Annotated in this window: 19 protein-coding genes and 4 pseudogenes; 8 read left to right on the top strand and 15 right to left on the bottom strand. The window is 62.8% G+C overall.

Annotated features, from left to right (window positions below; translation table 11 throughout):
* Window positions 1–698: 698 nt before the first annotated feature.
* The 4 genes and pseudogenes from J7I79_RS22790 to J7I79_RS22775 form a co-directional block, all read right to left on the bottom strand.
* Complete coding sequence (locus J7I79_RS22790; RefSeq protein ID WP_214957310.1) at window positions 699–1,964, bottom strand: low temperature requirement protein A; 1,266 nt, start codon at window positions 1,962–1,964, stop codon at window positions 699–701.
* 16 nt (window positions 1,965–1,980) lie between these two features.
* Window positions 1,981–2,269: pseudogene (locus tag J7I79_RS22785) on the bottom strand (AAA family ATPase); the annotation flags it as partial.
* A gap of 1,638 nt (window positions 2,270–3,907) precedes the next feature.
* Window positions 3,908–5,179 (bottom strand): SLC13 family permease, encoded by a 1,272-nt coding sequence (locus J7I79_RS22780; RefSeq protein WP_214957308.1) that lies wholly within the window; start codon window positions 5,177–5,179, stop codon window positions 3,908–3,910.
* Window positions 5,180–5,182: 3 nt separating this feature from the next.
* Window positions 5,183–5,929, bottom strand: a complete 747-nt coding sequence (locus J7I79_RS22775) for a GntR family transcriptional regulator (protein ID WP_214957306.1) — start codon at window positions 5,927–5,929, stop codon at window positions 5,183–5,185.
* Window positions 5,930–6,004: 75 nt separating this feature from the next.
* On the opposite strand from J7I79_RS22775, the gene J7I79_RS22770 reads away from it, so the two are divergent.
* Together J7I79_RS22770 and J7I79_RS22765 are read left to right on the top strand one after the other, a co-directional pair.
* On the top strand, window positions 6,005–6,874 hold the full coding sequence (locus J7I79_RS22770) for an amidohydrolase (protein ID WP_214957304.1): 870 nt from the start codon (window positions 6,005–6,007) through the stop codon (window positions 6,872–6,874).
* Window positions 6,875–8,138: 1,264 nt separating this feature from the next.
* Window positions 8,139–8,777, top strand: coding sequence for a LysE family translocator (locus J7I79_RS22765; RefSeq protein ID WP_214957302.1), 639 nt, complete (start codon window positions 8,139–8,141; stop codon window positions 8,775–8,777).
* 622 nt (window positions 8,778–9,399) lie between these two features.
* Here the strand turns inward: J7I79_RS22765 and J7I79_RS22760 are convergent.
* The gene (locus J7I79_RS22760) at window positions 9,400–9,621 is read right to left on the bottom strand and encodes a molybdenum cofactor biosynthesis protein MoaE (RefSeq protein ID WP_214957300.1); all 222 of its coding nucleotides are present in this window, start codon (window positions 9,619–9,621) and stop codon (window positions 9,400–9,402) included.
* Window positions 9,622–9,747: 126 nt separating this feature from the next.
* Here J7I79_RS22760 and J7I79_RS22755 point away from each other — a divergent pair.
* Window positions 9,748–10,031, top strand: a pseudogene (locus tag J7I79_RS22755) (class II fructose-bisphosphate aldolase); the annotation flags it as partial.
* Between the two features lie 48 nt (window positions 10,032–10,079).
* Here the strand turns inward: J7I79_RS22755 and J7I79_RS22750 are convergent.
* From J7I79_RS22750 to J7I79_RS22735, 4 genes are all read right to left on the bottom strand, one after another.
* Complete coding sequence (locus tag J7I79_RS22750; protein ID WP_214957298.1) at window positions 10,080–10,739, bottom strand: GntR family transcriptional regulator; 660 nt, start codon at window positions 10,737–10,739, stop codon at window positions 10,080–10,082.
* 118 nt (window positions 10,740–10,857) lie between these two features.
* Window positions 10,858–11,874, bottom strand: a complete 1,017-nt coding sequence (locus J7I79_RS22745) for a transketolase family protein (RefSeq protein ID WP_214957296.1) — start codon at window positions 11,872–11,874, stop codon at window positions 10,858–10,860.
* A 1-nt stretch (window position 11,875) separates the two neighbouring features.
* A complete protein-coding gene (locus J7I79_RS22740) occupies window positions 11,876–12,766 on the bottom strand; it encodes a transketolase (RefSeq protein ID WP_214957294.1) in 891 nt (296 codons plus the stop codon).
* 36 nt (window positions 12,767–12,802) lie between these two features.
* A complete protein-coding gene (locus tag J7I79_RS22735; RefSeq protein WP_214957292.1) occupies window positions 12,803–14,140 on the bottom strand; it encodes an MFS transporter in 1,338 nt (445 codons plus the stop codon).
* Window positions 14,141–14,398: 258 nt separating this feature from the next.
* Between J7I79_RS22735 and J7I79_RS22730 the strand changes: the two genes are divergently transcribed.
* Both J7I79_RS22730 and J7I79_RS25040 read left to right on the top strand, forming a co-directional pair.
* A complete protein-coding gene (locus tag J7I79_RS22730) occupies window positions 14,399–15,172 on the top strand; it encodes an SDR family NAD(P)-dependent oxidoreductase (protein ID WP_214957290.1) in 774 nt (257 codons plus the stop codon).
* A 263-nt stretch (window positions 15,173–15,435) separates the two neighbouring features.
* Window positions 15,436–16,353, top strand: a pseudogene (locus tag J7I79_RS25040) (helix-turn-helix transcriptional regulator).
* Window positions 16,354–16,759: 406 nt separating this feature from the next.
* Here the strand turns inward: J7I79_RS25040 and J7I79_RS24440 are convergent.
* Window positions 16,760–16,939, bottom strand: a complete 180-nt coding sequence (locus J7I79_RS24440) for a DUF2188 domain-containing protein (RefSeq protein ID WP_251043179.1) — start codon at window positions 16,937–16,939, stop codon at window positions 16,760–16,762.
* A 96-nt stretch (window positions 16,940–17,035) separates the two neighbouring features.
* Between J7I79_RS24440 and J7I79_RS22715 the strand changes: the two genes are divergently transcribed.
* The gene (locus J7I79_RS22715) at window positions 17,036–18,070 is read left to right on the top strand and encodes an AAA family ATPase (RefSeq protein WP_214957286.1); all 1,035 of its coding nucleotides are present in this window, start codon (window positions 17,036–17,038) and stop codon (window positions 18,068–18,070) included.
* A 177-nt stretch (window positions 18,071–18,247) separates the two neighbouring features.
* Here the strand turns inward: J7I79_RS22715 and J7I79_RS24820 are convergent.
* From J7I79_RS24820 to J7I79_RS22700, 4 genes and pseudogenes are all read right to left on the bottom strand, one after another.
* A pseudogene (locus J7I79_RS24820) lies at window positions 18,248–18,419 on the bottom strand (helix-turn-helix domain-containing protein); the annotation flags it as partial.
* A gap of 652 nt (window positions 18,420–19,071) precedes the next feature.
* Window positions 19,072–19,437 carry an Lsr2 family protein gene (locus J7I79_RS22710; protein WP_285291503.1) on the bottom strand — a complete coding sequence of 122 codons (366 nt, stop codon included), beginning with the start codon at window positions 19,435–19,437 and terminating at the stop codon, window positions 19,072–19,074.
* Window positions 19,438–19,909: 472 nt separating this feature from the next.
* On the bottom strand, window positions 19,910–20,140 hold the full coding sequence (locus tag J7I79_RS22705; RefSeq protein WP_214957285.1) for a hypothetical protein: 231 nt from the start codon (window positions 20,138–20,140) through the stop codon (window positions 19,910–19,912).
* 200 nt (window positions 20,141–20,340) lie between these two features.
* On the bottom strand, window positions 20,341–20,577 hold the full coding sequence (locus J7I79_RS22700) for a hypothetical protein (RefSeq protein WP_214957282.1): 237 nt from the start codon (window positions 20,575–20,577) through the stop codon (window positions 20,341–20,343).
* A gap of 449 nt (window positions 20,578–21,026) precedes the next feature.
* On the opposite strand from J7I79_RS22700, the gene J7I79_RS22695 reads away from it, so the two are divergent.
* A complete protein-coding gene (locus tag J7I79_RS22695; protein WP_214957281.1) occupies window positions 21,027–22,301 on the top strand; it encodes a serine/threonine-protein kinase in 1,275 nt (424 codons plus the stop codon).
* A complete protein-coding gene (locus J7I79_RS22690; RefSeq protein ID WP_214957279.1) occupies window positions 22,298–22,813 on the top strand; it encodes a hypothetical protein in 516 nt (171 codons plus the stop codon). The genes J7I79_RS22695 and J7I79_RS22690 overlap by 4 nt, the downstream gene beginning before the upstream one ends.
* A 307-nt stretch (window positions 22,814–23,120) precedes the next feature.
* On the opposite strand, the gene J7I79_RS22685 is transcribed toward J7I79_RS22690, so the two are convergent.
* Window positions 23,121–23,309, bottom strand: a complete 189-nt coding sequence (locus J7I79_RS22685; RefSeq protein ID WP_251043178.1) for a hypothetical protein — start codon at window positions 23,307–23,309, stop codon at window positions 23,121–23,123.
* Window positions 23,310–24,470 lie beyond the last annotated feature (1,161 nt).

Genomic DNA, 24,470 nt, shown 5'->3' with positions numbered 1-24,470 from the left:
CACATCGGATCGGACCGACGCCCTTGCAGAGCCGCCGCCGGCCACGACAGTCGTAAGCGCCGGCCCGCGTGCTCCGACGGTTTGGGTCAGGAATAGGGGCCCTCGTGAGTTCTCTGCTTCCGGCTTGGGCGTGGTGGTCCCCGGTCGCCGGGATTCCTGGAGTTGCATTAGTTCAGCGCGCAGTTGCGGGTCGCGTGTTGGTTGAGCCCCCGCCGAAAACGGGATTGTGTCCACCGGCAGACCGATCGACGAGGTCGGAGGCGTTGAGGGCTTTCCTGAGGGAACCGAGACGAGTGCTGTGAATACGGTGATCAGGTTTAGGAATGCATTCCTGCACGGGACGGCTCCACGCGTTGGAGTGCGAACCGCATCGCTCGCCGTGAGTCAGGGTAAGTGGCTAGAGCGGCTCACCCTTGAGCAGCCTCCCGCCGTCAGCCCGCGGCGTGCTGCAGAGGCCGAGCGTCTCATAGAGAAGTGGACTCGCAGCAGCCTGAACTCGTCCGGTGCTCGGATGATCCGAGCTGTTCCGGTGGCTTGGCCACGACTGCCCGGCCTACCGAAACGAGTGCCCGTGCCCGGCGCTTGTGCCGAACAAGGCGGCAGGGCCCAGTTGGCGCCGAAAATCGGCCAGGCGCCGGTGGTCTTCTCAGCCATCTTGGGCTTCTGAGGGGAGTTGGCTGGTTGTTCACCACCTGCGCTCAGGTCCCGGCAGCCGATAGCCGTGATCGCAGGCGCTGGAGCGCTAGTTGCCTGCGGTGGGCAGCCTTGGCCCGCGGATGTTCTTCGACGACGACTGATACCGCCAATGCGGCACAAATCACCAGCATACATAGGGGTAGGGCCACCCCAAGGGCGGCCAGTCCGACGCTGAGGCCCAGCAGAAGCACCACCACAGCCGCCACCCCTACGATCATCCGGTCAAGGCCCAGCATGGCGCTGTATAGCCATGTCACCGTGATCTTGAAAACTGCCACCGGAATGGCGATGCTGGCTATGGCAACGGCGGCACTGATGTGCGCTTCGTGGTCGATAAAGTAGGCGGCGACATGCAGGCCTGCTCCGGTGGCTGCAATGGCAGCAAAAATGGGCATGTGGCCGTAGCCGAATTTGAAGGAACGGTTCCTTTGCAGATGCAGGGATTGGCCCGTCGGCAGAAGGAAGTAGGTCCACCACATACCGAAGGCAATGGCGGTCCCGGCAAAGCCCACCACTGCAGCGTCCGGGGTCCAGCCGTGGTTGCCAACAATCGCACGTAAGGTTTCAACGACGCCGAAAAGGCATTCACCCAAAGCGATGATTGCCAAGAGGCCGTAGCGTTCCGCGATGTGATGAGCGTGCCAGGGGGTCCTGATCCTCCGCTCGGCCAGTACAGGCGCGGCCGACTCGAGCACGAAGAGCGGGACAATCATCAGGAAAGTGGTCAGGATGTCCGCCGGGACGATCATCACTATTACCCAGCCGATCTGGGCGACCACAAGGTATTTCGCAAAGTTGAGGCAGGTCTGCCGCCTCGGTGGGTCCTGCCTGGCGGCCCGCAACCATTGGGATACCAGGGCCAGCCGCATGATCACATAGCCCGCAACAATCAACACGGTGTCCACATGATGGCCCTCCACGAGGGAATGGAACATCGGCTCAATACCCATGGTCAGGATCAGGACGCCCAGCATCTGCACCATCGTGGAGACGCGGAAAATCCAGTCATCGGTGTCGTATGCGCTGGCGAACCAGCTGAAGTTGATCCACGCCCAGATAACGCAGAACATGGTGAAGCCAAAACCAAGGAGTCCGGCGGCGAAGTGCCCCTCAGCGATCTCGTGGGCGAACTGGCCGCCCGCTACGCCGAAGGCAATCACAAAGGTGAGATCGAAGAAAAGCTCCAGCGGAGTGGCTGTCCGGTGCTTCTCCCCGGGATCCCGGCCGCCCATCCGGATGAGGGCATGCCCCAGAGGATTCGTGCCCATAAAACGGCGCCTCCTGCTATACGCGGCCGAGGGAGTCGATGTCCTCCAGAAATTCAGTGTAGACCGCTTTGCTGACCGTGGTCCGCGTCTCCCCGATTGCGTCAAGGTAGTCCTGCGTGGCGGGGCCCTTTCGTGCGGCTTCCCGGACAGGGGCGCCGCCATCGGACGGGGAGCCCGCCGTCGTATCCACTGCTTTCCAGCGTCCGCTGGGAAGCACTCCGGGACGCGTACTTGATGTCCGCGGTAGAGAAGCCTTCCGCGCGGTCCGCGAGGAGTTCGACGTCGACGTCATCCACCGCTCCCGCTCATCGATTTCCAGGAAGGGTTCCCAGTGTTTGTACGGGGCTGGAGTCCGGTTCGAGTCCCACCTTGGGCACAGTGTTTCCACAGGTCAGGGGCCCATTGGGCTTCTGAGTCTGGACAAAACTACTTTTGATGGGCCCTTCGGGGCCTATTTTTGTTGGGAGGCCGGTTGTGTGGCCGGGTGGCTCTCCTCAGGTTCGGGGAACGGTGTGGCTTGTACTCCTTCATGGTCATTGAGGGGCTGGGTAACATGACCTGATTGGGCTGGGGGAGACGGACTAGCTCCCCCCGTTGCCTGTTGCCTTCTTTGTGGACTTCAGGGCGTGGTTGGGGGTCTGCTGCTAGTCACCGCTTAAGTTGTCTTGATGGTGAGCGGTTCCATGTTCCTTCTCCTTCAGCAGCTGGCGGGCACCGGGTGTGTCTGTCAGATTTCGGCGTCGTTCTGATAACGGAGTCACCGCTGGGGTTGAGGGTCCGTGGTGCAACTTGTGGAACCGGGAGCCGTCCAAAATTTCGCGAGGAAATAAGCGACGAAGGAGCGCCGAATGAAATTTTGGACCGTGAGCGGCGCGTAGCGCTCTGCTTGCGCGGAGGACCCGCCCAGCGATGATGGGGATCAGAATGACAAACAGCGAAGATGCTTCTGGTGGTTCAGGGGGTTCTCTGAGGCGTGCGGCATGACTCAGTGCAGTCACAGGAGATTCTTGGGTTTACTGCAGATTGGTCTACTGCAAGGACACGATGCAGCGGGCAATCTATCCGGGCGTCGAGGGGCCGACTTGTATGGGAATCTCACCACCGGTGTCAGCGAAGGTCGAAAACTGAGCCGCTCGGCGCCGGCGGAGTCACTTTCGCGTCAATATCGACCTTTTCTGACCGCCTCTCGGCAAACCTCCACAGATTTGTCATTTTCCGAAGTCGCCTGCACAAACTCTGGCCGACGCAGGCAGATACTGACAGTCGGCCCATTTCCTGGAGCTGAGGCGGCTCTGGATGAACCATTCGTCATAGGCAAATGGCCGGGGCAGCACTGCCAATGAAAGGAGAACTCGGTCCTGCATGATGGACTAGTTTGAACGGTTCAAACTTGGGTAACATCAGTGTTGCCGGGGGCAGCAGCCCCTGAGCTATTCCGGATTGGTCGAGGAGATCCACAGGCACGGCGACTACGAGCGGACGCACACGGACATCCTCGACGAGGTGCTCCGCCAAGTCCCCGACGCTGGCGTCGCCGTTCCCGCCAACACCGACCTGGCCCGCGCGAACCGCACGAGCGCGGGGCGCCTGCTAGCCCGACCACCATCGACAGAAGGCCTACCTGGATTGGCAGCCGGGCGTTGAATCGATTTGTGGCCGTCGCGCTGACAAGGATTCCGAACGTACTGACGAAGGCTGCAGGTAGGAAGACAAGTTCAGCCACCAATGGGGAGACGCACGAAACTGCCCTTCGTCGTCCTCTTGCTCGCACTGGGCACGTTCCTCGTGAACACCACAGACTTCGTCACCGCCTGACTGCGCCCAACAATCGCAGCCGAGGGCGGCGCAGAGTACTAGTTCTCACACCGCGATTGGGCGGGCCCAGAACCGTCGAAGAAGGCGGGCTGAGAACTCAGCCCGCCTTCTTCGTTAGGTTATAGGGGTTAGATCACGACGAACAGGAGCCAGGCCAGCAGGGGTGCTGCGACGATCATGGACATTCCCCAGATCATCATGCCGCGGAAGGTCTTTTCGCGTTTTTCTTCCTCGGTGTTGGCGACGACCAGCGCGCCGCCGGTCGAGAAGGGGCTGGAATCGACAGCCGTGGCGGCGATGCAGAGCGCGATCACGAAGCCCAGAACACCGACGGACCCTGTGATGAGCAGCGGGGCTGCCAGTGGGACGAGCACAACGAACATAGCGTTAGTGGACGCGAAGGCCGAAACGACGCCTGCGACGACCAGCATCATGAGCGCGGCAAGAAGGGGTGTGCCGATGCCCGCGACGGAGTTGGCCAGTTCTTTGATAACGCCGGCTGTTTCCAGCATGCTGATGTAGGTGACGATTCCGCCGATCAGGAGGATAACGTTCCAGCCGATGTGTCCGAGCGCCTCTTTGGAGTGCTTCGGATACAGGGCCGAAAGAATCACGGCGGCCGCGAGTGCGAGGAATCCGACGTCGAGCTTGAAGCCCAGAGCGCCCACGAGAATGCTGACCATGAGCGTCACTGTGACTATTTTCTGTCCCGTCCAAGTGGCGGTTTTCACGATGGTTCCGGTACCCCCGCCGAGGTAGGAGGTGGTGGCATCCGCGGTCTCGACCTCACGTCCGCGGCGCATCAGTTCGGGTCCTCCGAGCAGGATGAATGCCACGATGTTGATGACGACGTTGGCGATGAAGGTCCAGAGGAAGAGCTGACCGGGGTCAACTGAGACTCCGACCTTGTCCAGGACGCCTTCGACGATGTTGTAGTAGACGGCGATGGGGGAGAACCCGCCGGCGTTAGTGCCGTTGATGATGCACAGGCCCACCAATAGAGGGTTGATCCGGTAGCGCTGGGCGAACGCAAGGCCAACGGGGATGAGGATGGCGTTGGTGGCCGCCGATAGTGCGCCTGAGCCGGTGATGATGGCGGCGAGGATGAAGAAGACCCAGGGGACAAGGGCAACCCGTCCCCGCACGGCTCCCACAGCACCTCCGACGATTTGGTCGATGGTGCCGTTGGCCCGGGCCATGCCAAAGAGGTAGGTTACGCCCAAAAGGGTGATCAGGAGGCTGCCTGGGAATCCGGAGGCGATCTCAGATGCTGTCTGGCCGAAGTAAAGGACGCCCAGCAAGAACGCGACAACCAAGGCCACGGCGCCCATGTTGATATTGCGCCACATTGAGAGGCCGAAGATGAGGACAAGGCCGGAAACGGCCACGAGTTCTTGCATGGCTTAGTTGATCTCCACTTGGTATCGGAATGATGATGCCAGCCCGTAGGACTCGCGGTACTCGGCGACGTCGCCGGTGTGGGTGCGTGCGATGCGGTTAATTTTGACGAGCGGGTCCGCGGACTGGCAGTTCAGAAGCGCGGCCTGCCTAGTTGTTGCCTGGGTGACGGAGAGTTCCTCGGTTGCCGAACCGATGATCAGGCCGATCCGCTTTTCGTATTCCGGATAAAGCAGGCTGCCGAGCTCATTCAGGTCGACGTCCGCGATCGGCTGAAACTGCGGCAGCGGAACCCAGATGTCTTCAACCAGGAAGGGGGAGTCCTGCCACAAACGAAGGCGATGCAGGTGCAGGACCAGGGAACGTTCCTGAACGTTCAAAGCTGCGGCCACGTGGGCGGGCGCGTCCTGCGTGTTCCGTTCAAGAATGCGGCTGCCGGGAGTTTGTCCGGTCCCTCCGTGCATCCGGAAGAAACGGAACAGGGAGTGCTGGAATGTAGCCCGGCGAACATAGGTGCCACGGCCCTGGTGGCGTTCCAGGATCGCGTCAGCGGCGAGCTCTGCAAGGACGCGACGCAGCGTTCCCACTGAGATGCCGTACTCTTCAGCCAGCGCGGACTCGGGGGGCAAGGGTGTGGTGCTGGCCCATTCGTTGGCCCGGACGCGGCGGATCAGGTCATCTTTCACTCGGGCGTGCAGCGGCAGTCGCTGATCAGTCTGGGCTAAAGCCGGGGAGCTGGAAGCTTGTGTCATGCCTCACAGCCTAGAATGAATTCCTTTATAGGTCTAGTCCTATAAAGGTTTAGTTGTTTCAGTTATAGTGACTACATGCCTGGACTGCCCCCCGCCTCGATTGACACCCACGCGCACATTTTTGAGCCCGCACTTACCCCGGTGGCCGGTGCGCGGTACGTGCCGGATTATGCGGCCACCCTGGATCAGTACCTCGCTGTGATGACGGCCAATGGTGTGGACCGGGCTGTTCTGGTACAGCCGAGCTTCCTGGGATCAGATAACAGCTATCTCCTATCTGCCCTCGCAGCCGCGCCCGAAAGACTTCGGGGGGTCATCGTCGTCTCCGCCGGAGACGTCCGCTCCGAACTTTCCGACGAGAGAGTGGAAAGCCTGGACGGGGCAGGGATCCGGGGAGTCCGGCTGAATCTCATCGGCCAGCCACTTCCCGACCTCTTCTCTCTGGAATGGCAAGCCGCAGCTGCCGCGATGGCAAAGCATGGATGGCACTTGGAAATCCAGGCTTCCGGGCAGCAATGGCTCCATCTCGCTCCCGCCATTCGAACCTGGCCCGGAAAACTGGTCATAGACCACCTCGGACTTCCGCAACCGGAGTATCCCGAGTCCATCCAAACTGTCCTTGAGCTCGCCTCCCTCAAGCATGTCTGGGTCAAAGTCTCTGGCCCGTACCGGTCCTCTCGCCAGCAGGCCGAAATGATGTTCGCCGAGCTCTTGGAACGAGGCTGCGCAGACAGGCTCGTCTTCGGCAGTGACTGGCCGTTCACCCGGCACGAAGAACAAACATTCACGGAAGTTTTGGCGTGGGCGCAAGCTCTGGCGGGGGACGATCTTCTTCAGAGCATATTAACCACAAACCCTGCTTCCCTCCTTGACTGGCCTGCCATCCGATTACCAAGCCCCGGAGTCATCGACAGCGGCAAGTCCACTGACACAGAGGCTGCCTAAGACCCCTTGCCGGGCGGAACCCACCGCCCGGCAAGACCCCCGTCCCACTCAGCATAGGAAGGGACAGGAACCTTCTAGAAGTAAGTAAGGCGGTCCGCAGCCCTGGACAAATCACAGCAGCCGCTCATCAGCGGCGAACCACCGCTCAACGCCACACCCCACACCCCGGACGCCCGCCGCCACAAGGAGCCGTCACGTGCCAGCTCCAATGTGTCTCACCATTGCCCGGGTCCCTCGACGGGTCTCTCAGGGTTTCGTAAAAACGCTCTTCCGACTATTCGTGGTCCTCAACGCGCCACTCATCGAACCAGTCGATGACGGGGTACTCTCCGTCAAAGCAGATGGGAACCAGACGTAGTTGGCGATAGCTGCCTGCACCGCCGTCAGCGTCAACCGCAGGAAGTAGCTGACGAATTGGATCGAACACCTGCTCGAGAGCGAGGGAATTCAGAGCGGTTCGCAATCTGGCACAAAGAATGAACTGCCGTGCCCGGAGGGGCGTGTTCTCTGGACGGTCCGACGAATTGGGCAAAAAGAAGGTGTGGACAGTGTCCACACCCTGACCGTCGGACCGGGTCGTACATCGGCCGGACTGGGCCGGATTGGCGATGTTTTCTGGAGTTCCCAGTGTTTGCAAGGCCTGGAGTCCGGTTCGACCCACCTCGGGCACGTGTTTTCCCTGGTCAGGGGCTTGTGGCCCTCTGAGTGTGCACAAATGTTCACGCAAACGGCCCCCTTTGGGGGCCTTTTTTGGTGGCAGTTGCTGTTGCCGGATTCCTCCTTCTTGAAGTGCGGCGGCCGGGTTGGGGCTATTTACTTTTCATGGTTTGCTCTGGCCTCCACGACATAAATTTTGTGGATTTGGAGCGAGATGTCCAGTGATACCGCTAAGTAACTGGGTCGTCACATCCATTCATTGCCTGTGTGCTGGATGACTACATGACTGAATGGTGAGGCGCCGACGTGGTCTCACTGGAGGGGCGCTGCCAGGTACGCGAGCCGGCGCGAGCACGAGCGCGCGACCCCGAGGCTCCTCCGCAAGCCGATAAGAAGCCTTTCGTCAACTCGCGGGCAGTACTCCCCGTGCCCTTAGTGGCTAGAGGTCTTCCTTGTAATGCGTAAATCTCCCCGGTAGTAGGTTTAGCTACAAAACGAGGCCCAGGGCATGCCTGGCCATATCGGCCGATACCTGGCATCAGCGGTCGCTCGACGGATGACCAGCACAGCAGCTTCCAGCCGCAAGCTCGCCCGTAGAATTGCTGGCATGATAACTCTCAGTCAAGCGGGCGCTATGGCTTTGGCCTGTGTGGTGCTCATTGCGGTGCCCGGTCCCAGTGTGATGTTCGTCGTTGGCCGGGCGATGAGCTACGGACGCGCGAACGCTTTGGCCAGTGTCATTGGCAACGCCGTTGGTTGCTACCTCGTTGGGGTTACCGTCGCTCTTGGGCTCGGACCGCTTCTTGAACGTTCCGAGGTACTGTTTCAGGCCATCAAGTGGGCAGGCATCGCCTATTTGCTGTGGCTTGGGATTCAGGCCATCCGGCATGCCCGTCCGGTGTCGGCAACCGCGGGCACCGGACCGTTGGTTGAGTCGCCGTGGGCGGCCATTCGTACGGGCACGATCGTCGGGCTCACCAATCCCAAGAGCTTCGTGTTGTTCACCGCCGTCGTACCTCAATTTATCGATCCCGCCGCGGGCAACGCATCCGCCCAGATTCTGCTTCTTGGCATCGTTCCCCTGGTGATCGGGCTCCTGACGGACACGACCTGGGCGTTGGCTGCCGGGCGTGCCCGCATCTGGCTGGCGGGATCCCCGGGACGAATGACCACGATCGGGCGCATGGGCGGACTGTCAATCATTGGAGTCGGAGTTTCTGTCGCCGTTTCAGGTAACCGACACTGAAAGCATCGATGCGTCCGGCTTGTTAGGCGAAACCGTCCCCTTCAGCCTGCGGTTTGTCGGGAGATGGCGCGGGCGCTGGCAGGCAATCTGTGCTTGGGCCAGAGCGGTTGTGACTGGGAGTTGCACTCGTGCTCCCGGCGGCTTGGTCGGCCGGCTCGGTCAGCAGGACTAAGCGAGAAGACCGAAATTCCATCCCTTTACCGCGCTCCCCGCCCATTTTCGAACGCCGATAACGGGGATATGTAGCGTGGTAGCCTCCGTGTGACGCTGCTCCGTAGCGGAGTTCTGCGACAAATGTGCCACGGCCTGTGGCACATTTGCCGATCGGTAGGGTTGAGGCATGACGTCTTCAGAAATCGACCTGCCGGCAGACTACGCGGACCTGCTGGAGGCCCTGAAGACCCGGGTCGCAGACGCCAGGGTCCAGGGTCGATTCTGGACAAAGCCGCCACACCGGAGGGGCGGGACTGGTATGCCGCGGCGGCCGTCCAGTATGGGCGGTCCCGGAACGGGCTGCTGAACATGATGATGAACCATTCGGTTGCTCGAAAGGCTCCCGACCCAGGAGGACAGAGACTGGTACGTGTCTGCCGCTGTGGAGTCCGGTCTTGACCGGCGGGCATCACCCGGCCCACTGGGCCGAGGCTACGGCGGCCATCAACGCTGAGTCTCCTATCCGCAACGAGCCCACGCGGTGTACAACCCAGATGCTCACATGGTCGTATTTTATCGCAACTTCTTCGGCTACCTCGGCGATGATTCGACCTGCGTGAGGCTGTGCCGAGTAGTGCAGCGCGACACAGCCAGCCCTCTTTCGTGGTTGGCAAAGACATCGACACCCCACAGCAGCTGTGCCTACTGGACTGACCCAGCCGTCAGCAGCCGGTCGACATCAGCGAACCCGGCGGACGGCGAAAAGGTCCAGCGCACACGCCGCCGAGCGCTTCACCGACCCAGCATAGGGGTCAGCATGCCCATTGCAGCCCCAGAGACTTACTCCGAGATGATCGACCGCGCAAAGGCGGGCGGCTTCGCATTCCTACCGTTAACGTCACGTTCTCGCAGACACTGAACGCTGCGCTGCGCGGCTTCGCCGACGCTGAGTCCGACGACATCATCCAGGTTTCCACCGGCGGTGCTGCGTTTTGGTCCGGCGCCTCCACCAGGGACATGGTAGCCGGTTCGCTGGGCTTCGCAGCTTTCGCCCGCGAAGTGGCCAAGAACTGCGGTATGAACATCGCGCTGCATACCGAGTGACTAGCGCGTCGGGCAGCTTTCATCTCTTCATGCCAGGTGAGGGGTTTATGCCACCAGGTTGTCAGCTGCGGTGTCCATGTGTTCGAGGATGGTTTTGCGGGCCAGGACGGAGTCGCCGGTTTCGATGGCGGCAACGATGTCGCGGTGGCGGTTGACGCTCATGTTCTTCACGCCCTTTTCCCTGCCGGCGAACATGATGGACATCCGGATGGATCCTTCGAGTGAGGTCCAGGAGTGAAGGAGGGTTTCGTTGCGGGTCAGCCGGCAGAGAGTCCGGTGGAATTCCATGTCGGATTCAATCCGTTCCTCCAACGAGTTGTCCTGAGCCGCCTCCATATCATCAATTTTGTGGTGAAGGGACTCGATAACGTGAACGCGATCGGGAAGCTCGCACAATGTCCTGGCGGCGAGTGATTCAAGGGCTGCCCGTACTGCGAAGATGTCGCGGATTTCCTTCGTGTCCAGATGCCGGACCGAGAGCCGGCCGCGGGACCCGGCGGAGAGCAGGCCTTCCTGTTCCAGCTGGCGCAGTGCTTCGCGGAGCGTGCCCCGGCTGATCTGCAGCATTTCCGACAGTTCGGTCTCCACCAGATGCCGCCCGGGTTCGAGTTCACCGCTGGTAATTGCGGTCCGCAATGCGGAAAGGGCCTGTTCGCGTAGGCTTTTCTTTTCCAGTCCCAGTAGTGGGGCTGTCAGTCCTGCCATGGCTTCCGTCCTCAATGTCATAAGTCGACTGTTTACAGTGGTGTTCCGATACTACTACGGCAGGAAGCACGGCACCGGCGGGGACCGGTGCCGTGCTTTCTGTTGTGCTGCAAGGGGATTAGCCGAGTTCGGCGAGGACCGTGGCGACGATGCGGTCCACGGCCAGGCCGTAACGTTCGTGGAGGGTGGGCAGGGCGCCGGCGTCGAGGAACTGGTCCGGCAGCGCCACGGGAACTACGCGTTTGCCCAAGCCGGCGGTGACGACGGCGGAGGCGACCGTTTCGAACAGGCCGCCGATGACGGAGTGGTTCTCCAGGGTCACGGCCAGCCGGTCGGTGTTGATTTCTGCCAGTACCGTTGCGGCGTCGAACGGTTTGATGGTGGGGGTGTGGACGACGGCGACGTCCACGTTGTGTGCCGCCAATACCTTGGCTGCCTGCAGGGCACGCATGGTCATGAGGCCGCTGGAGATGAAGACAACGTCGTTGCCGCCGCGCAGCACCTTGGCCTTGCCGAGTTCGAAGGTGTAGTCGTATTCGTCGAGCACGGTGGGGACGTTGCCGCGGAGCAGCCGCAGGTAGGTGGGTCCGTCGCTGGCGGCGAGCTGGGACACCGCCTGTTCGAGGTCGATGGAGTCGCACGGGTCAACGATGGTCAGGTTGGGCATGCCGCGGAAGATCGCCATGTCCTCGGTGGCCTGGTGGCTGGGTCCGTAGCCGGTGGTCAGGCCTGGCAGTCCGCCCACGATGTTGACGTTCAGGTTCGGCTCGGCGGCGTCCAAGCACAGGAAGTCGTAGGCACGCCGGGCGGCGAACACCGAGTAGGTGGACGCGAAGGGCACCAGCCCGGTCTCGGCCAGGCCTGCCGCGGCGCCGAAGAGCAGCTGCTCAGCCATGCCCATCTGGAAGAACCGCTCCGGGAAGGCCTTGGCGAAGATGTGCATGTCGGTGTACTTGCCAAGGTCTGCGGTGAGCCCGACGATTTTGTCGTTTTCCTGCGCGGCCTTCACCAGGGCGTGCCCGAACGGGGCGGATGCGGTCTTTTGGCCGGGATCGGCGAAGGACGCGATCATCGCCGAGGTCTTGAGCTTCGGCTTCGGTGCGGCCACGGCCGCCGTCGTTGTTGTGGTGCTCATGCTAAGCGGTCCCTTCGTATCCTGCGGTCAGCTGCTCGCGGCAGGTCTGCCATTCGTGTTCCTCGATGCGCATGAAGTGCGCCTTCTCCCGTTGTTCGAGCAGCGGTACGCCGCGGCCCACCTGGGTGTCGCACAGGATCACGGAGGGATGTCCGACGGCGGCGGCTTGGGCGGCTGCGTTGTCGAACGCTGCCAGCAGCGCGCCGACGTCGTTCCCGTCCACCCGCTGGGTGTACCAGCCGAACGATTCCCACTTGTCGGTGACCGGCTCGGTGCGGAGCACCGTGTCCGTTTTTCCGTCGGCCTGCAGGGCGTTGATGTCCACCATCGCGGTCAGGTTGCCCAGCTGGTGATGGTGCGCGCCCATGGCTGCCTCCCACGTGGAGCCCTCATCCAGTTCGCCGTCAGAAAGGAAGTTATAGACACGGGCGTTGGAGCCCTGGTAGCGGAGGCCCAGGGCCATGCCGACGGCGATGGGCAGGCCGTGCCCGAGGGAGCCGCCGGAGATCTCCATGCCGGGCGTATAGGTGGACATCCCGGACATCGGGAGCCGCGAATCATCAGAACCGTACGTCTCCAGTTCCTCAACCGGGACGATCCCGGCCTCGGCCAGGGCCGCGTAGTGGCCGATGGCGTAATGCCCGGTGGAGAGCAGAAACCGGTCCCGCGCTTCCCAGTGCGGATCCTCGGCGCGGAAGCGGAGCTGGTCGCCGTAGACGGTGGCGAGCATGTCAGCTGCACCAAGGGCCTGGCCCACGTAGCCCTGCCCCTGGACCTCGCCCATGTTCAGGGCGTGGTGCCGAATACGGTACGCCGCGGCGCTGATCTTTTCGACCCGCTCCTTCATCACCTCGTTTTGGGCTGCGCGGTCCTGGACGGCTTCTACTGACATAACTGACTCCATATTGGTTTCGTGTGTGGCGGTCATTTAGACGCTCACCGTGTTGGGTGTGCTTTTAGTGGCCTCATCTGCCAGCTCGCGTTCGCGCTTGCCCCAGGTTTCCCGGGTGGCAACGGCGGCCCAGAGGCCGATCAGGGCGTAGAAGCTGAAGAGGAGGGCGGGGCCCATCCAGCCAAGGCTTACGAAGAGCAGGGTGGTGATAAAGGGGGTGAAGCCGGAGACCATGGCGGAGATCTGGTAGGCCAGCGAGGCCCCGGAGGAGCGGGTCTTGGCCTGGAACAGTTCGGGGAACCAAGCGCCCTGGGCGCCGGCGAGGGAGTTCTGGCAGACGGCGTAGGAGATGGCGACGGTGGCGATGATGGCGATAAACATTCCGGTGTTCACCAGCAGGAACATTGGGATGCCGAACAGCAAGGCAAAGGCCGTAGACCAGATATACAGGGGCCGTCGGCCGATCCTGTCGGTCAGGCGGGCCCAGGCCTGGGTGGCGAAAATACCGATGGCGGAGGCGATGCAGAGGGCTACGAGGGTCTGGGTCTTGTCAGCTAGATGCTGGGTGTGGAGGTAGGAAATCATGTAGGTGATGGACACTGCGTAGCCGGCGGTCTCCGCGATGCGCAGGCCAATTCCCTTGACGATGTTGCGCCAGTCGGTCTTGATGACCTCGACGATGGGGGATTTGACGATGGCGCCGCTTTCCTTGACTTCGTCGAAGACCGGGGACTCGGGGACTTTGGCGCGGATGATCAGGCCGACGGCGACGAGGACGATGCTGGCCAGGAAGGGAACGCGCCAGGCAAGTTCGCCGCCGAGGTTCACGCTGACGAGGAAGACGAGGTTTGCCAGGAGCAGGCCAACGGGGAAGCCGGCCTGGACGATGCCGGTGTACTTGCCCTTGGACTTCCAGGGCGCGTGCTCGTAGCTCATCAGGATGGCGCCCCCCCACTCCGCACCGAAGGCCAGGCCCTGGACCACCCGGACGAAGACCAGCAGGGCTGGAGCGAGCAGGCCAACCTGTTCGTAGGTGGGGAGCAGGCCGATCATGAACGTTGCCACGCCCATAAGGATCAAGGAGGCCACGAGGACGGGCTTGCGGCCCACCTTGTCGCCGAGGTGCCCGCCGATGATGCCACCGATCGGGCGGGCTGCGAAGCCGACGCCCAAGGTGGCGAAAGCTGCGAGAGTGCCGGTGACGGGATCGCCGGTGGGGAAGAATGCCGTACCGAAGTACAGCGCCGCCGCGGTGCCAAAGCCAATGAAGTCGTACGTCTCAATGACAGCGCCGACGCCGGATCCGACGGCCACCCGCCTTGCGTCCTTGGTGCCGTGCACCGGACCCCTCATGCTGAGAGCTTCTTTGCTCATTATCTGAATCCCTTTCAAGAGTGAACGGCACTTCCGCACCGACACTGTCGACGGTTAACACTTGATGGAAATAGTGTGACCCGGGTCATCCGTAATGTCAACAGTCAATGTTGGAGGTTGACTGTTAACACTAATTAGATCTACAGTGATTCACATCACCTGCCATGGGGGATCAACGCTGATTTCCAGTAAAACTCGTTGATCAGTCCCTCTTGTGGCCTTTGTAGCAACCCTTAGTACCAGTAATCAAGGAGCATCATGACCGCCATCCAGCGCACCGCCGTCCTTACCGGAGCAACCTCGGAACGGGGCATCGGCGTCACCACCGCCCGCCGTTACGCCAACCTCGGGTGGGCCGTAGTGATCCTGGACCTCGACGGCGAGAAGTCAGCCAAGGTCGCCGCGGACATCGGCAACGAATTCAACGTCCCCGCCTTCGGCCACGAGATCGACGTCGCCAACGAAGCCTCCGTCACGGCAGCCCAGTCCGCCGTCGCTGCCGAGGTCACCGCCGGCAACTTGCCGCCAGTCGGGGCCCTGGCAAACATCGCCGGCATCACCTCCCCGGTGCCGTTCCTGGAAACCACCCTCGAGCTCTGGCACAAGGTCATGGACGTCAACGCCACCGGCACCTACCTGGTCACCAAGGCGTTCCTGCCGGACATGATCGCCAGCGGCTGGGGCCGGATCGTGAACATGTCCTCCGTGTCCGCCCAGCGCGGCGGCGGCGTCTTCGGCAAGGTCCCCTACTCCGCCGCCAAGGCCGCCATCCTGGGCTTCACCAAAGCACTCGCACGCGAAATCGGCGCCACCGGCGTAACCGTCAACGCCATCACGCCGGGCGCCGTGGACACCAACATCCGCGTGGGTAGCACGGACGAGCAGGAAGCCGCCATCAACGCCGGCATCCCCCTGGGCCGCAACGCCACCACCGAAGAAGTAGCAGCCGTGATCACCTTCCTGTCCTCCGAGGACTCGGCCTACCTCACCGGCACCACCGTGGACATCAACGGCGGAAGCCACCTCCACTAACAGCCGCTGGGCGCGCATAGGAGAGCCGGCCATGCAAAGAGACCTCAACGATTCCTCGGATTTTGCGGGGAAGCCGTGGCTAATCACTGATACGTCAGATCGGCCAGTAAGTCAGAGCACCGATACCGTGTCTGGAGCAAGGTTGGCCGGCGATGCCGACGCGTACCGCTGTCACGAGTGGAGCCGCCTCATCGGTGTCCCGGTAGAGATTCTCAAGGATTTTTCAATCGTCCGCTCCGGGTTGGTAGATGACGCCATGCCTCATTCTTCAGCCCTGTGGCTGGCGCCCGACTGCAACCAAGGCCGGGCACTCTTCACTGCCGGGACAGGCAGGGCTTCCGGAAGGCGGAGCCCATCGGCGCGTAGCCGGGTTGCGCCGGGCCGAGGTTGCGGTGCTTGCCGACGTGAGCGTCGAGTACTACTACAAGCTCGAACGCGGCAACATCTCCGGGGCCTCGGAGGCCGTCCTGCACTCCATCGCCGGTGCGCTGCAGCTCGATGACGCCGAACGAGCGCACCTGTTCGACCTCGCGCGCGCCTCCAGTGCGCCGTTGGGCCAAGCCCAGGCGCCCTACGGCCAGGTCCGCCACAATTCGGCCGGGATTGCAGCGGGCCCTGGACGCGGTCACTGCCGGACCGGCATTCGTGCGTAACGGCAGGATGGACATCCTGGCCGTGAACCCGCTCGGCAAAGCGTTCTGGGCGGACGTGTTCGCCGCACCCGGATTGGGAAACCTGGCCCGGTTCACCTTCCTCGACCCTGAACGCGCCCGGATCTTCCACCCGGACTGGGAGGCAGCGGCCGACGTCGCGGTCGCGGGCATGCGCACCGAGGCCGGCCGGGACCCGCATAACAAGGATCTGCAGGACCTGATCGGGGAACTGTCCACGCGCAGCGACGCGTTCCGCGCCCGCTGGGGGGCCCACAACGTGCGCCGGCACGGAACCGGGGAAAAGGCCTTCCACCACACTGTCGTCGGGGACCTCACTCTTACCTACGAAGGCCTCGAACTCACCACGGAACCGGATTTGTCCTTCCTCATCTACACAGCAGAGCCAGGCTCGCCTCCGAAGAACGCCTGCGGCTTCTCGCCAGCTGGGCCGCCAGCCACGAAAAGGAAACCGCAACCGCAACCGCGACTGAGACGGGCCTGGGCGAAACAAATCGGAGCACTCCCTGAACATCGAACCCAAACCATCAACGACCAAAGGCTCCCCGGACTGGTTCACCGGGGGGACGTCTGAGTGGACCCGATTGCCGTGCCCAAGGACGATGATCAGCGGCATCTGCTTTGCGTATAGAGACTCGCTCTTCGCGTGAAGGCCGAGAATGGGAGGGATTTTTCCTAGGCAGGAAGCCACACCTCCCGGCTGCTGGTGGCGGCCGTTCGCGCGGAAGACGTCTTAGTGGAAGAAACTTTCACGTCGAATTCGTCGCTGCCCTGAGCCGCGCAGGTCCCCTTCAATGGCCTAACAGAGACTCTGTTACCTTCGAACCGAACCTGTTGCGACGATGGTTGGAAACCGCCCAATAGCCGGCCCTTCTTGTTTCACCGACACCGCTGCGCGATGCCGTGAACTGCCGGATCAGCCCGGGACATTCCGGGGATCATTGCCGTAGCGGTTCTTGGAGCCGATCTTCCCGTCCTGGTTCTTGATGACGTGCTCCACCTTGTCGGCCTGGGCAGCGTCCCGACCTGCAGCGTCTGCCTCATCCTTGGTGCCGTAGTCAGCACCGAAAGCACGGCCAGTGCCCGCATTATCCAACGGAGACTGCCTGAACGCGTGACTACGACCAAAAGAGAGTTGATACTGGTGAGGCCAATCCCACCCCGGTCGGGAATCGAGTACTACAGTGGATGCATGGCTGCCAGCCGCAATCCGTTCGACGAGCTGCGCGAAACCATCGGCCATCTGGCCGATCAGCTCAAGCTGCCCGGTTCGGAGCGCGTCGACGACCTGGTCGGCGATCTCATCGGTGCGAGGCCTGGGCCGGCCCGGCCGCTGGCCGAGGTGCAGGCCGAGCTCGACGCTCTGGTCGGACTGGAGACCGTGAAGGAACAGGTGCGGGCCCTCGTCGCGCTGCTCCAGGTCCAGGCCCGCCGTAAGACGCACGGCCTGCCTGAGGTGGCCACATCACAGCATCTGGTGTTCCTCGGAAACCCGGGCACGGGCAAGACCACCGTGGCGCGGCTCCTGGCCGAGATGTACCGCGCGGTCGGTCTGCTGCAGAAAGGCCACCTGGTCGAGGTCGACCGTTCGGGCCTGGTGGGGCAGTACGTCGGCGCGACCGCCATCAAGACGGACCGGGTGATCCGGCGTGCGCTGGACGGCGTCCTGTTCATCGACGAGGCCTACGCGCTGGCCCCGGAGGACGGCCGGATGGACTTCGGCCCCGAGGCGATCGAGGTCCTGCTCAAGCGGATGGAGGACCACCGCCACCGCCTGGTCGTGATCGTGGCCGGGTACCCGCGGCTGATGGAGTCCTTCCTGCTCTCGAACCCCGGACTGCGCTCCCGGTTCGCCCGCGAGATCACGTTCCCCGACTACTCCGTCGACGCACTCCAGACGATCTTCCACCAGATGCTGGCCCAGCACGAGTACACGTTGGAGCCGGGTGCGGACCAGATGCTGCGCCGCATCCTCACCGGGCTCCACGCGGGCGAGGACTCCGGTAACGCACGGTTCGCCCGCACGCTGTTCGAGCAGGCGCTCAACCGCCAGGCGCTGCGGCTGTCGCTCGACGAGGAACGAAGTCTCGACGCGCTCGATCGTGAGGCCGTCATGACGCTCACCGCGGACGACATCGTCGAGGCCGCGCTGGCCTTGGGCGAGGAGCCGGAGCCGGAACCGACGCCGGAACCGGAGCAGTCACGCTGGTGGCGCTGGCTGGTCTGACCGGATCTGCGGCGGCTGTCAGGCGAATGCCCGTCCCGCCCCCGAGCGGGAAAAAGTGTCATTTTCAGCTACCTGTCAGTTTCAGAAGTCGTCTGCACTGGATCCCGCGGAAGCAAGGGGCGAGTGCAGGGGACTGTTGACATCGGGTTGTCAGAAGTCCCGTGCACCAAACCCGCGCTAAGCGCTGGCTGCCGCGGTGGTGGTTGCTGGGACCCAGCGGTACAGCGCTGGTACTGAGACGCCGAGGCTGGCGGCTACTTCTTTTTGGTGGAGTCCCTTGGCTGAGCAGTTTCCGCGAGGAGCGGATCTTGACGTCAGTCATGATTCGTTTGCGGCCACCGACCCTGCCCTGAAAGCAGCGGTGCCCGCCTGGTCAGCAATGAAAACGACTACATGTACGGACGACCCGACGGGCATCCGCTGACGGAAGACCGCGCTAACAACGCCCACACCAAATAAGGGCAGCTCAGGGCGGCCAGGATGTCGCAAGAGCTCCTCGCGGCTCACCGCCGGCCGCGTCCAGGTCGCCATCGGCCGCGCTTCGGACTGCTTCGGCCCCCGCGGACGTGCGCAATCCAACCCCGGCGACCGGGTCTTCCCCGCAGCCCTTGCCGGAAAACCCGCCATTGTGCTCGGCGACCGGGACCAGCCCCACACCTACACCCACATCCCTGACATTGGCGGACCGCCACGAGCGGGGTCAGGAGTGGTCCAGCATGGTGGGTGGGTGGCCGTGCCGGAACATCAGATCCTCGCTAGTCTGCCCCGTCGCAGCTTGATGTGTTTCTGCAGTTTCCCGGGAAACTGGCAGAGAGACGACCTTAGATCCGGCCGAATCGTCCCATCGCTTGCCTTTGCCTAATGCCATTTCAAGTGAATACGGAATCAGGACTGAAAGCAGATAAGCGTCCGGTCCGGATTCTGTTTGTTTGCATTATGACGCGCAAGGCCGCTCTGTTTAAACGGACACACTTAGGGCAGTGATTCTTGGCAGAACTTCGTTAGTGTGCAGCTGCATGTCGCGCCAACACGTCAGCCTGGAGCCGGCCTCGGGTGCTGACAGGAAAGCCGTTCTCCAACGCCCATGCGCGGACGGCCTTGGTGTCGTTACTGCCGGGCGCCCCGGACCGCCGTGCCGACCTGGGCCGCCCGGCCGATCGGCGTGCAACGGATACGTATTTGTTCATTGCCGCACGTAGTTCATTGGCGTTGGAATCATTGAGATCAATCTCATATTCAGCGCCGTCGAGAGAGAAAGTGATCGTCTCACTCGCTTCCGAACCGTCGAGATCATCTTCAAGTGTTGTTATTACTCGTTTTGCCATGCCGAATAGGCTATCACTCATGGCTGAGAAGAAATCGGGCATCGTGGTTGCTTATTCGGTGAATTGTTTTCACTAATTGTCACTATTCGATGTGATGGTCAAGCAAGTCGTGCCCACCAGGCGGATAGCTGGTCTGCGCGCACAGTGGCAGGTCCTTTGTCGCCCACCCCACAACGCCGCTGCGCCTACGGCGGTGTGCTGACGCACGTTATGCACGCAAACATGGATGCCGCGAGAGAAGTGCGCCGCAAAGGAGTGTCTGGCCCGGGACCAGTACGCCGGCCACGCCGAGCGTCCCTAGAAAGGTGAGGTTCAGCGCGAGTGTGTTCTGATCACCCATGACCGGCTGCCGTTTGGTCATGGGGTGGGACGGGAACAGCCCTTGGACGGTGGCATGGTCCTGGTGCACGAGCGGCGTGAGGCAGGGCAACAAGGCTTTATCCGTTCGACGACGGTGCCGGGCTGAGGCGCTGTAGTCACCAGAAATGTTAGGGGTCCGGTTTGGCGGTCGCGGTCATGCGGGCAGTTCGACTTGGAAGCCGCAGCCGCAGCGGAGAACACGGGTGGCGAGGTAGACGCTCAGCGTGGTGTCCGGGTTCTTGTCGCTGTACGTGTCGGCGCGGAGGTTACGGAGGTCGGAGCCGACGCGTGTCATGGGCTGGCCACAGTGAATGTAGTGGTCGCCGAAGACGAGGACGTCCGGTGTCTTCCCGGGGCGGTTGAGTATCCGGGCGACGTCCGTCACAAGGGCTGGATGTGTCCGGGGGAGCCGGCAGCGTGAACAGCTGTACGTTACTTCCACCAGATCTTTTGAGGATGCCGGGAGCGAGTCGATGGACCTGATGACCAGGCCGGTATCGGTCAGGCATCCGGGGCAGCACAACGGTAGCGGGTGCGGCAGGGGAGTGCTTCCCGGGCTGCGGCCGCTGGAACTGACAGTCATCTTCAGGCCACGGCCGGAGAGCTGGAGGTGAGGTAGCCGGCGGCGGGTCCGGTCATCCGCGGGAGGCTGTGCCGGACACCGACCCCGTAGCGTCGTAAACCGGCACGGAACTCCGTATGCAGGCCCTGCAAAAGGCACCGGCCCACGCCGGGTCCGTAGAAGCAGTTGGTGCCCGGGGTGTCCGTACCGTGTGCAGAGATCGTGGCGTCGTCAAGGAAAAGCTGGAAGTGCCTGGTCATTCTAGGCTCGTTTCAACGTCTGCGTCAGCGCCGCCGTACGGCAACAGCAGCTACACTCCCGGCCGCGCAGAATGACCGAAAGGGACGGGGATTCGAACAACCTCCCCGATTCTCACTCGAATGTACGCCCGGTCCACCCGGCTGTCTACAGGCAGGGGCGCCGGTGACCCCGCGCCGGTCCCGCCGCGGGCGGAGGGCTGGAGGGCCAACATGACGCCTTTCCCGCCTCATGCCGAAGGTATCGACTTTTTGTGGCGTGCCGGGATGCCTCCCGCTGTCTAACCTCCGGCCGATCGATACTATTGCTAAGTAGGCTTATGATTAATGCTGACGGCAGACGATGCTGGAACTTGCGGGACCATCGGGTGAGGCGGTGGTTGCTTCGATTTCAGCGTGTCGACTGCTTGATTCGGTGTTTAGAGTGTCGCAGCGCACCGGGAGGAGCGGTCATGGTGGCGGAATCGCCGAGCACTATCAGGTATGAATTGGTTGGCGGACGTTATCGGCTCGGTGAGGTGATCGGTCGTGGCGGTATGTCGTCCGTCTACTGCGCGCGGGATGAGAATCTGGGCCGAGACGTGGCCCTGAAGCTGTTCGCACCCCAGGCACCCGACGCGGAGGAGCTCAAACGCCAGGAAGCTGAAATCCGGCTGCTGGCGACACTGAATCATCCCGGCCTCGTGACGCTTTTCGATGCCGGCATCGATACGCGCGTTCCCGAGGAGCCCCGTCCCTTCCTGACCATGGAACTGGTCGAGGGACAGGATCTGCGGACCCGGATCAGGCACAGCACGGTCTCGTTGGACCAACTGGCCGTGATCGGAGCCGGGATCGCGGACGCGTTGGCCTATGTCCACAGCCTCGGCATCATCCACCGCGACGTCAAACCTGCCAATGTTCTGCTGGTGCAGGTACGCGCGGGGGAGCCGGTAAGGGCCAAGCTCACAGACTTCGGGATTGCCAGGATCGCTGACGGGACACGCCTGACAGCCACCGGTGCCATGGTGGGGACCGCGGCGTACCTGAGCCCGGAACAGGCCATGGGCTCCCCGCTGACCCCGGCCACCGACGTCTATTCACTGGGGCTGGTCCTGCTCGAGTGTGTCAAGCAGACCATGGAGTACCCCGGCAGTGCGGTGGAATCCGCGGTGGCCAGGCTGTACCGCGCTCCAGAAATTCCGGAGGACCTTCCGGCCGCGTGGGCGGACCTGATCAGGTCCATGACGTCCATCGACCCGCTGGAACGACCGGCATCTGCGGATGTTGAGGTAGCACTGCGGCAGGCCCTTGTCTCCCCGGTATCGGCTCCGGGCGAACTCGCACCGGAAGCCATGCAAGGACTCCCGGCCATGCCCGTCAGCCCGCCCTCCATCACAGCCGGGCCGCCCGTGGCGGATCTGTCCACCGCAAAGCCGGCCTACGAAGATCCCAACACTGAGGAATCCACGAATTACGCCGTTCAGCCACGGCTGATAAGCACAAGCGGACAGCTCAGTAGGCTCCCGGAAATGCGCAGGACACCGCCGCGTCCATCCCGCGCCCGACGCCGCAGCAGGCGGCTCGCATTGGTGGTCATCCTGATCCTTCTTGCCCTGGCGGGCTGGGCTGCGGCACTAATGGCGAGTCAGTCCCCGCAGTTGACCTCCGACGTCGTGCCTTACCCCACAGTCACCGGCACACTGGGTGGGCACCTCCAGGAGCTTCAGAAGAGCGTGGAACCATGACACTTTTACGCTCCACGGGCAGGCTCTCCCGGGCCCGGGGATTGTTCCAGGTAGCCACCGCGCTGGCGCTGGCGGTGTCGCTGGCCGGCTGTGGTCCGGCCGAGACCGGCCTGCAGCGCGATGCCGCCCGCCAGCTCCAGGAACGGGTCCTGGGCGTGAGCCAGGCCGCCGCCGCCAACGATCACATAACGGCGCTCCAGGCGCTGGACAGTCTGGAGGCGGAGCTGGCGTTAGCCTCCAGCGATGGCCGCGTTTCCGAGGAGCGACGCCAGAGGATCCTGACCATCATTACCGCTGTCCGGGCCGATCTGAGAGTGGCCATTGAAGCCGCTGCGACCGCGGCGGCGGCGAAATCAGCCGGGGAAGAAGCGGCTTCCGCCGAGGCGGAGAAGGCCAAGGCAGAGGCGGAAGCCGCGGGGAAAACCGCCCAGGAAAGCCGTGCGCCCGCTCCTTTGCCGGCTCAGGGTCCCCGCGTCGGAGCAGGGAAAAAGCACCGAGGAAAAGAGCAGTGAGGGAAAAGGCAGCGAGGGTAAAGGCAAAGGCAAGAACGGCTGACGTGGCCCGCGGATGCCGGCAACACCAGAGTCCTGGTGCGATTCACCTGGACGCCTACGGCACCGGCATCCGGCATCACGGGGGCGAACATTCTGGCCGACCTCGTTTGGTTCAACGATTTCATGGAATCCCTACCGACCCTCCCGTAAACGACCGGTACTCCCAGAACTGAGCGTCGGCTCCCTGCATTTTGTGCATCCCGACACACTTCACCGAGTGACGCTCAAGTGGCATCCCGGTCCGGACCGCCCGGCGCCCATGCGGTCAGGCGGTCGCAGGGTAGCTGGCGAGGATATAGTCTGCGACGGCCGGCCCGGTCATCCGCCGCCGGCTGCTGCCCAGATCGATGCCGCGGTCCTGCCTCGCGGATCGGAAGGTAATGTCTCCGACGGCGGTGATGCTGTGCAACAGGCGCCAGCTGGTGTACAGGTCGTAGAGACAGTCCGGCCCCAAGGGGTAGGCGTTTCATCCGGGACGGTGGCATCTAGAAGGAATCGGTCAAAGTTCGAGGTGGCCATTTCGGACTCTTTCCCGCGGGTGCATCAGTGTGCCGCCGTTCGGCTACAGCGGCTGTCTTTGCCGCCGTGCACCCGGCGGCCAAGGGTCCCCACCCACAGAGATGTGGGACTGTTACTAATCTCAAGAGATCAGGGCCCTGTCAGCGCTGGTCGAAAAGTGAGCCATTTCGTGGGCTTGGCGTCCAGTGGCTCAGGTTTCGACCGTCACCGACAGGCCCGCTGTCTAGAGACAGGCTGGACGTTCCCCGGGGACCCATGGCGTTCATCTCGGCTATGCCTTTGGCAGCCGGACCGGGCGGAGACCAAAAATTTCCGCTCAGGTACGGGTCTAAGTTGTCATCGTCAAAACCCGAGAGGGAGGGCAGAGAGATGAGCGGCCACGAACCAATTCCTTCCCTCCCGTTCCGACCCAGGAACCGGGTCGGTCACGGCTGGACGCGAACAATCTTCACTTCCGGGCAGACCCGCCCAACGCGGGGCGCTTCGGTAACGTCCATCTGGCCACAGGCCGCACCTGCACCTTGCCCGGGGAGGCACGGTGGACCTTGCCGGTTCATCCCGTCGGAGAACGCAGACGGCGTGGCCGGTCATTAGATCCGCGCGAGAGTTGGGGCCGCCGGGGGAGCATTGCCGGGGGCCGGCTGGGCGGGGAAAGGTGCCCGCACCTAACGGGTTCCTTCGGCGTGATCGGGAACTGGCTCCCCACCGACCGTCGGTCAAGGGGCTGGCATGGAGGCGGTCCGCGGCCCGCCGGCCCCGGCGGGCCGGCTGTCATGGCGTGGTGCCCTTCAGGTGCGGTGTCGAAGTGGGAGGATGGTCGCAGGGCGCGAGTCAGCGTGGAGGCCACATGAATCTGCGCGATTACTGATGCTGGATATATCCACCGTTTCCTTCGGCCGTACGTTCGTCCGCACACTGGGCTTCGCCTTTCTGATCTTTGTCGGCCAAGCCGTTTCCTTCATGATTTTGTTGGGCCTTGCCGCAGGGGCCCAGATGCTGGCGTGTGCGTTGCGGGCTCTGAGACCGTCCGGCAGGCGCAGATCCTCATAGTTTGTGCGTCCATAGACGCAAGGACCTTGGATTCAGCAGGCGCCGC

The sequence above is a fragment of the Arthrobacter sp. ISL-69 genome, assembly GCF_018613775.1.
GTDB lineage: Bacteria > Actinomycetota > Actinomycetes > Actinomycetales > Micrococcaceae > Arthrobacter.
Note: the sequence above shows the minus strand (reverse complement) of the source record. Positions and strands in the feature narration are given on the sequence as shown.